This is a genomic window from Citrobacter sp. S-77, assembly GCF_963864895.1.
Taxonomy (GTDB): domain Bacteria; phylum Pseudomonadota; class Gammaproteobacteria; order Enterobacterales; family Enterobacteriaceae; genus Citrobacter; species Citrobacter murliniae.
This window is the reverse complement of the sequence record NZ_CAWLWU010000002.1, coordinates 4,527,470-4,539,408: the sequence shown is the minus strand read 5'-3', so window position 1 is coordinate 4,539,408 and position 11,939 is coordinate 4,527,470. Positions and strand designations below refer to the sequence as shown.

Below are 11,939 nucleotides of genomic sequence, written 5' to 3'. Positions count from 1 at the left end.
TGGTAGATATGAAACACTGTTGTAAAAATGTGGTGACCCTCCATGCCCGAACCCGTCGCTGAACCAACGTTTAGCGGATTACGTCTCAATCTGCGCATTGTCTCCGTGGTGATGTTTAACTTCGCCAGCTACCTGACTATCGGCTTGCCGCTCGCGGTTCTGCCGGGATATGTCCATGATGTTATGGGCTTTAGCGCCTTCTGGGCCGGACTGGTGATTAGCCTGCAGTATTTCGCCACGCTACTGAGTCGTCCCCATGCTGGTCGATATGCCGATCTGCTGGGGCCGAAGAAGATCGTAGTTTTCGGACTGTGTGGCTGCTTTTTAAGTGGTCTGGGCTATTTGCTGGCAGGTTCGACCAGCGGCTGGCCAATGGCGAGTTTGCTGCTGCTGTGTCTGGGACGCGTGATACTGGGAATTGGGCAAAGTTTTGCTGGCACGGGATCCACGTTGTGGGGCGTGGGAGTAGTGGGGTCAATACACATTGGCCGGGTGATTTCGTGGAATGGCATCGTCACCTACGGCGCGATGGCGATAGGCGCACCACTAGGCGTACTGTGCTATGCCTGGGGCGGATTACAAGGACTGGCATTAACCGTCATGGGGGTGGCGCTACTGGCGATACTGCTGGCACTCCCTCGCCCGGCAGTGAAGGCCAGCAAGGGCAAACCGCTGCCGTTTCGCGCGGTACTCGGACGCGTCTGGTTGTATGGCATGGCGCTGGCGCTGGCCTCCGCAGGATTTGGGGTGATCGCCACCTTTATTACGCTGTTTTATGACGCCAAAGGTTGGGACGGTGCTGCATTTGCGCTAACGCTGTTCAGTTGCACGTTTGTCGGTACTCGTTTGTTATTCCCAAATGGTATCAATCGGTTAGGTGGTTTGAATGTGGCGATGATCTGCTTCAGCGTAGAGATCGTTGGGCTGCTGCTGGTAGGGATGGCATCCATGCCGTGGATGGCGAAAATAGGCGTTTTGCTGGCAGGTGCGGGATTCTCGCTGGTCTTCCCCGCGTTGGGCGTAGTGGCGGTAAAAGCTGTACCGCAACAGAATCAGGGTGCTGCGCTGGCAACTTATACGGTGTTTATGGATTTATCGCTAGGGGTCACCGGGCCGCTGGCGGGGTTGGTGATGACATGGGCGGACGTGCCAGTTATCTATCTGGCGGCAGCCGGGCTGGTTGCGGTGGCGTTCCTGCTGACCTGGAGGCTAAAAAAACGGCCCCCGATTGCATCATCGGAGGCCGCATCATCATCTTAACGATTACTGGATAACCAGGGTGTTAATGATATTTTCTGCGGTAGTCTGCGCTTTCTGCTGATCGTCAGCAGGCAACGTGATTTGTAGAGTCAGCAGCTGGTTGTTGACTTTCCCCAGTACCACGGAAGAGTAAGCAGTCTGGCCTTTCGCGGAGATGATGCTGTCTAACTGCTGAAGAGTGTGACCTTTCAGTTCAATCGACTTGTTAGTGACCACCTGTAACTGCGGGTCACGGCTGCGCTGCTGATCTTCCAGACGTTTTGCCAGAACAGCCAGGTCTTCGCTGGTATCGTCGCCGACAATCACAATCACTGCTTTTTGGCCGGTAGCATCAGAGTACACGTGCATGTTGTTGGCCTGAGTACCCAGCTTGCCGCTCTGATCGGTCATGTCTGCTGGCAGGGAAAAACTGAGTTTGCCATCCAGCAGGCTAACCGGTTGTCCGGTAGCGCTACTTTCTGCGGCAGCACCCTCTGCTGGCGCTTTTGAATCGCTATTATCACAGGCCGCAAGCCCCATAACCAGCAGGCCAATACCGACATATTTAACCAGATTGCGCATTGACTTCTTCCTTTCGATAAACGGCCATAACGGCTCATTCGTCCATCTTATCACAACTCGGAAAATGAACCTTTAACTCGTCTGCAATGCCGATATTTCGGATTTATCTGCCAGCCTTTTCAGTAACATATTCAACAGCACGCCGTACATCGGCAGGAAGAAAATAATACTGATCAGCACCTTGAAGCAGTAATCAACAAGCGCGATTTCCATCCAGTGCTCTGCCATAAAGGCATCCGGGCTACGCCAAAAGGCGATAAAGAAGAAGGCCAGCGTATCGCTGATATTGCCAAACAACGTTGAAGCCGTGGGTGCCAGCCACCAGCGACGGTTCTGACGCAGACGGTTGAAGACATGCACGTCCAGAATTTGTCCCAGTGCGTAGGCCATAAAGCTGGCGGCGGCGATACGGGCAACAAACAGGTTAAAGTGCAGCAGCGCGCCGAATCCCTGCCAGGATCCCATATAAAACAGTGCTGAAATAACATATGAGATCAGCAGCGCGGGGACCATCACTGCAAAGATGATGCGTCGTGCCAGCGGCGCGCCAAAAATACGTACGGTCAGGTCGGTTGCGAGGAAAATAAACGGAAAGCTAAAAGCACCCCATGTGGTATGAAAACCAAAGATGGAGATCGGAAGCTGCACCAGATAGTTGCTGGAGGTGATCACCAGCAGATGAAATAGCGATAGCCAGAACAACGCTTTTACGCGCTGAGTTTGTGTAAACGGAGTCATATTGTGACCTTTTTGTTGGATGGGGTGAGGGAACCCAATAAAAAACCGTCGCATGATACTGCTTTAAGAGCACATTGCAATGGTTGTTTTTCACGCAATCGTTAACCTGATTGGCTTACTGACCAACAGAGCGTAAAATAACGCCGTTTTTTATTGAACGAGATAATGATGAGCGATTTGTTTACCTCTCCCGACCATACCCTTGATGCACAGGGACTGCGCTGCCCGGAACCGGTAATGATGGTGCGTAAAACCGTACGCGGCATGCAGGCCGGAGAAACGCTGCTGATTGTCGCGGACGATCCGGCGACAACCCGCGATATTCCCGGCTTCTGCACGTTTATGGAGCATGAGTTGGTGGCAAAAGAGACCGACTCTCTGCCGTACCGTTATTTAGTGCGTAAGGGTCAGTAATCGCTGCCGGATGCCGACGCTAAAGCGTCCCATCCGGCCGACAAAACGCGTTATCCTTTACGTAACAGTCGCAACGCGTTGGCAGTCACAAGAACCGTCGCCCCCGTATCTGCCAGCACCGCCAGCCACAATCCGGTGATCCCGAGCAGTGTGGTAATCAGAAAAATTCCCTTCAGTCCCAGCGCAATCGCAATATTCTGACGAATATTGGCGTGAGTGGCGCGCGCCAGTTGAATCATTTGTACCAGACCACGCAAACGGTTATGGGTCAGGGCGGCGTCTGCGGTTTCCAGCGCGACGTCGGTCCCGCTTCCCATTGCAATGCCGATAGTGGCGGCTTTCATTGCCGGAGCGTCGTTAATTCCGTCACCGACCATTGCTAGAGGCGACTGCTGGTTCAGGCTGGTTACCACCCGAACTTTGTCTTCCGGCAGTAGCCCGGCTTTGAACTCCAGACCCAGTTCACTGGCAATCGCTGCTGCCGCTCGTGGATTATCGCCGGTGAGGATCACACCTTTCACACCTAACTGATGAAGCTCGCTGATGGCGGTGCGGGCGTCGTCACGCAACGTATCCTGCAAGGCAATTACACCCAACACGGCATTGTTGCGCAGCACCAGCACTACCGTTTGTCCTGCGCTTTCCAGTTCACTTATCTGCCCGGTAAAGGCTTCGGCAGGTTGTTTACCTGCGGCGCAAATCAGCACGCGTTCGCCATTAACCTGCGCTTCAATGCCTGAACCAACCAGCGCACGCTGTGCTTTGGCCCCTGGGATGGTCAATTCACGGGTTTGTGCTTCGCGAACAATCGCCTGTGCCAGTGGATGCGTGGCGCCTTGTTCTACCGCCGTCGCCAGTGCCAGGAGTTCGGACTCGCTGATATTGCTCGCTGGATGAATGGCTGTTACGCGGGGTTTACCTACAGTCAGCGTTCCGGTTTTATCAAACGCCACCTGAGTGACTCTGCCCAGTTGTTCCAGCGCCGCACCGCCTTTAATGAGCGCCCCACGACGTGCCGCTGCTGCCAGCCCGGAGGTGATCGCTGCAGGCGTAGAGATAACCAATGCGCATGGACAACCAATCAACAACAGCGTCAGCCCTTTATAAATCCACTCCTGCCAGGATGCAGCAAACAGCAGCGGCGGCACGAGGGTGACCAGCAGGGCAACCGCCATAATAGCTGGGGTGTAAATCCGGCTGAAGCGGTCAATAAAACGCTCAATGGGCGCGCGACGCTCGTCGGCTTCTTCAATCAGTTTCAGAATGCGGTCAATGGCGCTGGCACCGGGTTCAGAGAGAACTTCAAGTGTGACCAGACGGTCGACGCTGGTTGCGCCCGCCGGGACTTTTTCGCCGGTTGCGCGTTCAACCGGGATAGATTCGCCGGTGAGTGCGCTTTCATCAAAACTGGCAAAATCGGAGACCAGTTTGCCATCGGCAGGTAAACGTCCACCCGCGGCAACTTCGATAATGTCGCCAGGCTGGAGAGTATTAATGGCGACCTCTTCACGCTTGCCATTATGCAGGCGTGTGGCGGTTTCTGGTTTCAGTGCCATCAGGGCGCTGACGCCTTTACGGGCGCGGCTGGCTGCCCATCCTTCCAGGCGTTCGCCAATTAAGAACAGCAGTAAAACCATAGCGGCTTCAGCCGTGGCACCAATAAACAGCGCGCCAATGGCGGCAACGCTCATCAGTGTTTCAATGGCGAAGTAGCTGCCGGTTTTCATCAGGCGCAGGGCCTGACGGGCAATGGGATACAGACCAACCAGCGTGGTGGCGATAAACGCCATCTGACCAAAGGGGTGATTGAACTGCTCCAGCCCCCAACTAATAGCCATCATGATGACCAGCGTAATCAGCGGCAGGTTCTCTTTAAATCGGGACTCGGGGGCCTCTTGCGGAGTCTGCTCATCGCGCAGGGTATAGCCTGCCTTTTGCACCGCGTTTTCAATTTGTTGGCGGATATCGGCGTCGGTATTGACCACCAGTTTTTCAGTCGCGAACAGCACCTGAACGTGATTGACACCTCTGACCTGACGGACCGCATTTTCAACTTTACGGGCGCAAGCAGCGCAATCCATACCCGCTACTTTCCAGGAATAGCGAGTACCTTCAACGGCATCGGAAACGGGCGGTGGGGTTGAGCAACTCCCTTCACAGCAGCAGTCATCTGCCTTCTGTGGTGCAGGAGCAAGCTTGAATGAAGAAAACTGTGGGGCCTTTTTGCCATTGGCATCTGGTGTCGACATGGCATCCTCCGGTCGATAATCATTTCGTATTAACCGGAGGATACACTCTGGAGTCGACTCCAGAGTCAAGCATTTTTAAAGATACAGCGAACGAACAATCAGGAAATGTCCGGCAAAGTAGCAGGCGGCGGCAATTGCATTATCAGCGCGGAAGCGGCAACGATAATGACTTCCCAGCCAGACAATATTGCCGACAAACAGTAACGCGGCCCCCATAAATGCTGACAGCGCCGGGGCAGTTGGGCGGAAGAACCAGAGCTCACCGGCCATCCATACCATCATCAGGGTGATGCCGATAAAGGTACATATTGCTAAGCGAAGCTCTTCCAGTCGCGTCCAGATCACGGCGATCAGTAAGGCTCCCATCACCAGCAGCACCAACGGCAGTGGCCAGAAGAACGACAGTGTCATTTGGCTGGCGAAATAAATGGTATACAGCAAATGCGACAGGAAAAACGCGCCCACGGCATACAACAGGCGTTGACGTGGCAACAGTGTCAGTGCATCGCCCAGTAGTGAGGCAAACAAGCCGGCCAGCACCAGGTAGCTGACGGCGTTAAACATTGGTGCCTGCCAGGCCAGTAACAGCAGGAGTAATAATGTGAGTGGCTTAAAGACCCAACGTTGCCAGACGGGGCCACGATAAGAGGCATCTACAAACAGCCATGCGGAAAGACAGACAGCGATAAACGACCAAAGCATCTTAGTTCCTTGAATTCGTTATTTTTTCGTAAGCGGGGTGCCTACGGCTCTTCTGACCAGTGTAGAGGCCGATAGCGCCAGATGACAACACCATAACAGGCAGGTTATGCTTATTTCCGCATTTTCTGATGGGTTAATAATATGAGTAAACCACCACTTTTTTTCATTGTTATCATTGTATTAATTGTTATTGCCGCATCGTTTCGCTTTGTTCAGCAGCGACGTGAAAAAGCGGATAATGATGCCGCACCGCTGGTGCAAAAGCAGGTGGTGGTAAGTAATAAACGAGAAAAGCCGCTTAACGACAGGCGTTCACGTCAGCAGGAAGTGACTCCGGCGGGCACCAGCATGCGTTATGAAGCGAGCTTCAAGCCGCAAAATGGAGGTCTGGAGCAGACATTTCGTCTTGATGCGCAGCAATATCATGCATTAACGGTCGGGGACAAGGGCACGCTGAGTTACAAAGGCTCGCGCTTTGAGGGGTTTAGCGCACAACCGTAATTGAGCAGGCCGGATAAGGCGTAAACCGCCATCCGGCATTGCGGTTACTTCTTCAACTGAGTCTTAATTTTCTTCTGCCAGACCAGTAGCTCAAACACGCCAAACAGAAAAATGCGGATTTTCTCACCGCGGGTCATCTGCGGGCCATCTTTTGGCAACGTGCTTTTTAACAGCGCTAACTGCATCCCATGCATCAGTGCCATAAACACCAGTGCAACGTTAACGAAGATGTTGAGTGGGCGTGGAAACGGCTGAAAAATATTAAGCAGTAAAAAGGCCCAGACGCACAGCATCAATAAGCGTCCCAGATTAATCAGCATTGTGCTCTCCTTTGGCTTCGCGTTGATACAGGCGATAGGCGACCTGTCCGGCTACCTTTTCGCGATACAACGACCAGTTAACAGGAACCGGAGGCAGACCGTTTTCAACTTCGCTTTCCACGTAAATATACGCCTCGTTTGCCAGCCAGTTGTTTGTTTCCAGAAGAGTTAATGTTTCTTCCAGTAAACCTTTGCGAAAAGGTGGATCAACAAACACCACATTATGCGGCGTACCCGCCTGGGCCAGAAACGCGAGCGTGTTGGTGTTGATGACGCGGGCATGGCTTGCCTTAAGTGTGGCAAGATTCTTTTGTAACTGCTGCGATACCGCACGGTCCATCTCCAGCAGCGTGGCGTCTGCTGCATAGCGGGAGAGGGCTTCCAGCCCCAGCGCGCCGCTTCCGGCGAAGCAGTCGAGGCAGCGCGCGTCGACCATCACCGGGGCCAGCCAGTTAAACAATGTTTCGCGGACTCGGTCGGTCGTCGGTCGTAAACCGGGACTGTCCGGAACCGGGAGTTTACGGCCCCGCCATTGCCCGCCAATAATGCGGATCTGACCGCTGCCTGAGTGATTCGGTTTTTTCATTTCGATTATTGCTCAATCCGCCTATAGCATGTCGTTCCAGGCGGTGATGTGAGTTGAGTTAAGTGATAGACTATTTCATCATTTTTATAGCTGCTATGTACATAGCGTTGACGCTGTGCCATGAAGCAACAGCGGGGGAGTGTAGTCGCAAATGGCGAAAGAGAAAAAACGTGGCTTTTTTTCCTGGCTGGGCTTTGGTCAAAAAGAGCAGGCACCGGAAAACGAGACAGAATTAAAAAACGAAGAACAACAATCGGTTGCCGAAGAAACTGTCGTCGTAGAGGAACAACCTCGCGCGCAGGAAACGCATAGTGAAGCGGAATCAGAAGCTTTTGCTGCTGAAGTTGTTGAAGTCACGGAACAGGTTGCGGAAATCGAAAAGCTGCAGCCTGAAATAGAGCCCGTTGCCGAACATGTTCAGCCGGTTGTTGAAGCACCTGAACCGACAGTGGCCGCCGTTGAGGTTATTGAACGCGAAGAGTTGCCGCTGCCGGAAGAGGTGAAAGCTGAAGAAACTTCACCTGAGGAGTGGCAGGCCGAAGCGGAAACCGTTGAAATTGTGGAGGCGGTTGAAGAAGAAGCGGATAACGAACCGCAACTGACTGACGAAGAGCTGGAAGCGCAGGCGCTGGCAGCCGTGGCGGTGGAAGAAGCCGAAACTGTTGTACCGGTTGAAGACACTCCAGCGGAAGAGGGTTTGGTAGAGGAAACGGTAGAAGAAGAGGCCGCGCAGGAGCAGGAAAAGCCGACGAAAGAAGGTTTCTTTGCGCGTCTTAAACGCAGCTTGCTGAAAACAAAAGAAAACCTCGGTTCCGGATTTATCAGTCTGTTCCGTGGTAAAAAGATCGACGATGATCTGTTTGAAGAGCTGGAAGAGCAGTTACTGATCGCTGACGTGGGTGTAGAAACCACCCGCAAGATCATCGCCAATCTGACGGAAGGCGCCAGCCGCAAGCAACTGCGTGATGCAGAAGCGCTGTATAGTCTGCTGAAAGATGAAATGGGCGAGATTCTGGCAAAGGTTGATGAACCGCTGAATGTTGATGGTAAAACGCCATTTGTTATTTTAATGGTGGGTGTGAACGGTGTGGGTAAAACGACCACCATCGGTAAGCTGGCGCGCCAGTTTGAGCAGCAGGGTAAGTCGGTGATGCTGGCAGCCGGGGACACCTTCCGTGCTGCGGCGGTAGAACAGCTGCAGGTCTGGGGTCAGCGTAACAACATCCCGGTGATTGCTCAGCATACCGGCGCGGATTCCGCATCCGTTATCTTTGATGCTATTCAGGCTGCGAAGGCGCGTAACGTTGACGTGCTGATCGCTGATACTGCGGGTCGCTTGCAGAACAAAGCGCACCTGATGGAAGAATTGAAAAAAATCGTTCGTGTCATGAAGAAGCTGGACGAGGATGCGCCGCATGAAATTATGCTGACCCTTGACGCCAGTACCGGGCAGAATGCAATAAGCCAGGCCAAACTGTTCCATGAAGCGGTGGGATTGACCGGTATTACCCTCACCAAGCTGGACGGTACGGCGAAAGGTGGAGTAATTTTCTCGGTTGCCGACCAGTTTGGCATCCCTATCCGTTATATCGGCGTGGGCGAACGTATCGAGGATTTACGTCCGTTTAAAGCGGACGATTTTATAGAGGCACTTTTTGCCCGAGAGGATTAACAATGATTCGCTTTGAACATGTCAGCAAGGCCTATCTCGGTGGGAGACAAGCGCTGCAGGGAGTCACATTCCATATGCAGCCTGGCGAGATGGCGTTTCTGACCGGCCACTCCGGTGCGGGGAAAAGTACCCTGCTGAAGCTGATCTGTGGAATTGAGCGGCCCAGCGCCGGGAAAATCTACTTCAGCGGGCATGACATTAGCCGTTTAAAAAACCGTGAAGTGCCGTTTCTGCGCCGTCAGATCGGGATGATTTTTCAGGATCACCATCTGTTGATGGACCGAACCGTTTTTGACAACGTAGCAATCCCGCTCATCATTGCGGGTGCCAGCGGGGACGATATCCGTCGCCGCGTGTCGGCGGCACTGGACAAGGTCGGGCTGTTGGACAAAGCGAAGAACTTCCCGATTCAACTCTCCGGCGGCGAACAGCAGCGCGTGGGGATTGCCCGTGCGGTAGTGAATAAGCCTGCGGTACTTCTGGCGGATGAACCTACAGGGAACCTCGACGATGCACTGTCGGAAGGGATCTTACGCTTGTTTGAAGAGTTTAACCGCGTAGGAGTAACGGTATTAATGGCAACGCACGATATTGGGCTGATCTCCCGACGTTCATATCGTCAGCTTGTCCTGAGCGATGGACATCTGCATGGAGGCCTGGCCCATGAATAGGCGCGACGCTATCAATCAAATTAAACAGTTTGGTGGCCGACTGGACCGCTTCCGTAAATCGGGCGGTGCTCCGGGGGACGGTGGTCGCAACGCGCCAAAGCGTGCAAAATCATCGCCGAAGCCGAACTCGCGTAAAACCAACGTCTTTAACGAGCAGGTGCGCTATGCATTCCAGGGGGCGTTACAGGATCTGAAAAGTAAGCCACTGGCGACATTCCTGACGGTGATGGTAATCGCCATCTCCCTGACGCTGCCAAGCGTCTGCTACATGGTTTATAAGAACGTTAACCAGGCGGCAAGCCAGTATTATCCGTCCCCGCAGATCACTGTTTATCTGCAAAAAACGCTGGATGACGATGCGGCGGCGCGGGTGGTGGGTCAATTGCAGGCAGAGCAGGGCGTGGAGAAAGTGAATTATCTTTCCCGCGATGATGCGCTGGGCGAATTCCGCAACTGGTCCGGTTTTGGTGGTGCGCTGGATATGCTGGAAGAGAACCCGCTTCCGGCTGTGGCGGTGGTGATCCCGAAACTGGATTTCCAGGGCACGGAGTCGCTGAATACGCTGCGTGACCGTATTACGCAAATCAATGGTATTGATGAAGTTCGCATGGATGACAGCTGGTTTGCGCGGCTGGCTGCGCTGACGGGACTGGTTGGGCGTGTGTCAGCGATGATTGGCGTGCTGATGGTGGCAGCGGTCTTCCTGGTCATCGGTAACAGTGTACGTCTGAGTATCTTTGCTCGTCGCGATACCATTAACGTACAGAAACTGATTGGTGCAACGGATGGATTTATCCTGCGACCGTTCCTCTACGGTGGGGCGCTGTTAGGCTTTTCTGGCGCATTTCTTTCACTGATTTTGTCAGAAATTTTGGTGATGCGGCTGTCGTCAGCGGTAACAGAAGTGGCGCAGATTTTTGGAACAAAGTTTGATATCAATGGCTTATCATTTGATGAATGCCTGCTGCTTCTGCTGGTGTGCTCGATGATTGGCTGGGTGGCCGCCTGGCTTGCCACGGTTCAACATTTACGCCACTTTACCCCCGATTAAAAAATCTCTGGTATAATCTTTCCCTGCACTGAGTAGTTCGCTCTGCAGGGAAAGAGTCACTGTTTTCTCTTCCCGGCGCATTCATCGTGATGTCACATTTTGTGCGTAATTTATACACAATACGACATGGAACTTGTGGATAAAATCACTGTCTGATAAAAGATTGAATGATATTCTCGTTGCTCATAAGCTCTGGCATGGTTGTTGCTATTGGTTTTCCATCGCGCCAGATGATACAGATTGAGAGGATTTGAATGACCAAAGAAATGCAAAATTTAGCTTTAGCCCCTGTTGGTAACCTGGAGTCTTACATCCGGGCTGCGAACGCGTGGCCGATGTTGTCGGCTGACGAGGAGCGGGCACTGGCTGAAAAGCTGCATTACCAGGGCGATCTGGAAGCAGCTAAAACGCTGATCCTGTCTCACCTGCGCTTTGTTGTTCATGTTGCTCGTAATTATGCGGGCTATGGCCTGCCGCAGGCGGATCTGATTCAGGAAGGTAATATCGGCCTGATGAAAGCCGTGCGCCGTTTCAACCCGGAAGTGGGTGTGCGCTTGGTTTCCTTCGCCGTGCACTGGATCAAAGCTGAGATCCACGAATACGTTCTGCGTAACTGGCGTATCGTTAAAGTCGCGACCACCAAAGCACAGCGTAAGCTGTTCTTTAACCTGCGTAAAACCAAGCAGCGTCTGGGCTGGTTTAATCAGGATGAAGTTGAAATGGTTGCTCGTGAGCTGGGTGTTTCCAGCAAAGACGTCCGCGAAATGGAATCCCGTATGGCGGCGCAGGACATGACGTTTGACATGTCTTCGGACGACGAGTCCGACAGCCAGCCGATGGCTCCGGTGCTTTATCTGCAGGATAAATCGTCTAACTTTGCTGACGGCATCGAAGATGACAACTGGGAAGAGCAGGCGGCTAACCGACTGACCGACGCAATGCAGGGTCTGGACGAGCGTAGCCAGGACATCATTCGTGCCCGTTGGCTGGACGAAGACAACAAGTCGACGTTGCAGGAACTGGCCGATCGCTACGGCGTCTCCGCTGAACGTGTGCGTCAGCTTGAAAAGAACGCCATGAAAAAACTGCGCGCGGCAATCGAAGCGTAACCTTCCAGTAAACCTGGAAATGCTTATAAACCCTGGATGAAAATCCGGGGTTTTTTGTTTTTATCTCTCCTGCTCTCTCCTGAGGTCTATGCTTTTTGTCATCAA

At 53.1% G+C, this 11,939-nt stretch carries 13 protein-coding genes; 7 read left to right on the top strand and 6 right to left on the bottom strand.

Going from position 1 to position 11,939, the window contains the following annotated elements; all coding sequences use genetic code 11:
• Positions 1 to 42 precede the first annotated feature (42 nt).
• Positions 43 to 1,260 carry an MFS transporter gene (locus AACS05_RS22250; RefSeq protein WP_045448546.1) on the top strand — a complete coding sequence of 406 codons (1,218 nt, stop codon included), beginning with the start codon at positions 43 to 45 and terminating at the stop codon, positions 1,258 to 1,260.
• 3 nt (positions 1,261 to 1,263) lie between these two features.
• Here the strand turns inward: AACS05_RS22250 and AACS05_RS22245 are convergent, their stop codons facing one another.
• Positions 1,264 to 1,821, bottom strand: a complete 558-nt coding sequence (locus AACS05_RS22245) for a DcrB family lipoprotein (RefSeq protein WP_045448544.1) — start codon at positions 1,819 to 1,821, stop codon at positions 1,264 to 1,266.
• Positions 1,822 to 1,893: 72 nt separating this feature from the next.
• Positions 1,894 to 2,559 (bottom strand): 7-cyano-7-deazaguanine/7-aminomethyl-7-deazaguanine transporter, encoded by a 666-nt coding sequence (locus tag AACS05_RS22240; RefSeq protein WP_045448542.1) that lies wholly within the window; start codon positions 2,557 to 2,559, stop codon positions 1,894 to 1,896.
• 168 nt (positions 2,560 to 2,727) lie between these two features.
• Between AACS05_RS22240 and tusA the strand changes: the two genes are divergently transcribed.
• Positions 2,728 to 2,973 (top strand): sulfurtransferase TusA, encoded by a 246-nt coding sequence (tusA, locus tag AACS05_RS22235; RefSeq protein WP_003827551.1) that lies wholly within the window; start codon positions 2,728 to 2,730, stop codon positions 2,971 to 2,973.
• A 50-nt stretch (positions 2,974 to 3,023) separates the two neighbouring features.
• On the opposite strand, the gene zntA is transcribed toward tusA, so the two are convergent.
• A complete protein-coding gene (zntA, locus tag AACS05_RS22230; protein ID WP_045448540.1) occupies positions 3,024 to 5,222 on the bottom strand; it encodes a Zn(II)/Cd(II)/Pb(II) translocating P-type ATPase ZntA in 2,199 nt (732 codons plus the stop codon).
• 75 nt (positions 5,223 to 5,297) lie between these two features.
• Positions 5,298 to 5,924: a lysoplasmalogenase gene (locus tag AACS05_RS22225; RefSeq protein WP_045448538.1), complete on the bottom strand. Its 627-nt coding sequence runs from the start codon at positions 5,922 to 5,924 to the stop codon at positions 5,298 to 5,300.
• 141 nt (positions 5,925 to 6,065) lie between these two features.
• Between AACS05_RS22225 and AACS05_RS22220 the strand changes: the two genes are divergently transcribed.
• Positions 6,066 to 6,425: a DUF2500 domain-containing protein gene (locus tag AACS05_RS22220; RefSeq protein WP_045448536.1), complete on the top strand. Its 360-nt coding sequence runs from the start codon at positions 6,066 to 6,068 to the stop codon at positions 6,423 to 6,425.
• Between the two features lie 44 nt (positions 6,426 to 6,469).
• On the opposite strand, the gene AACS05_RS22215 is transcribed toward AACS05_RS22220, so the two are convergent.
• Complete coding sequence (locus tag AACS05_RS22215; protein WP_045448534.1) at positions 6,470 to 6,745, bottom strand: DUF1145 family protein; 276 nt, start codon at positions 6,743 to 6,745, stop codon at positions 6,470 to 6,472.
• On the bottom strand, positions 6,735 to 7,331 hold the full coding sequence (gene rsmD / locus AACS05_RS22210; RefSeq protein WP_045448532.1) for a 16S rRNA (guanine(966)-N(2))-methyltransferase: 597 nt from the start codon (positions 7,329 to 7,331) through the stop codon (positions 6,735 to 6,737). Before rsmD ends, AACS05_RS22215 begins: the two co-directional genes overlap by 11 nt.
• A gap of 151 nt (positions 7,332 to 7,482) precedes the next feature.
• On the opposite strand from rsmD, the gene ftsY reads away from it, so the two are divergent.
• The 4 genes from ftsY to rpoH all read left to right on the top strand — a co-directional run bounded on the left by ftsY (position 7,483) and on the right by rpoH (position 11,834).
• Positions 7,483 to 9,003 carry a signal recognition particle-docking protein FtsY gene (gene ftsY, locus AACS05_RS22205; RefSeq protein ID WP_045448530.1) on the top strand — a complete coding sequence of 507 codons (1,521 nt, stop codon included), beginning with the start codon at positions 7,483 to 7,485 and terminating at the stop codon, positions 9,001 to 9,003.
• Between the two features lie 2 nt (positions 9,004 to 9,005).
• Positions 9,006 to 9,674, top strand: a complete 669-nt coding sequence (ftsE, locus tag AACS05_RS22200) for a cell division ATP-binding protein FtsE (protein WP_006687468.1) — start codon at positions 9,006 to 9,008, stop codon at positions 9,672 to 9,674.
• On the top strand, positions 9,667 to 10,725 hold the full coding sequence (gene ftsX / locus AACS05_RS22195; protein WP_045448527.1) for a permease-like cell division protein FtsX: 1,059 nt from the start codon (positions 9,667 to 9,669) through the stop codon (positions 10,723 to 10,725). The genes ftsE and ftsX overlap by 8 nt, the downstream gene beginning before the upstream one ends.
• A gap of 254 nt (positions 10,726 to 10,979) precedes the next feature.
• Positions 10,980 to 11,834, top strand: a complete 855-nt coding sequence (rpoH, locus tag AACS05_RS22190) for an RNA polymerase sigma factor RpoH (RefSeq protein WP_045448525.1) — start codon at positions 10,980 to 10,982, stop codon at positions 11,832 to 11,834.
• Positions 11,835 to 11,939 lie beyond the last annotated feature (105 nt).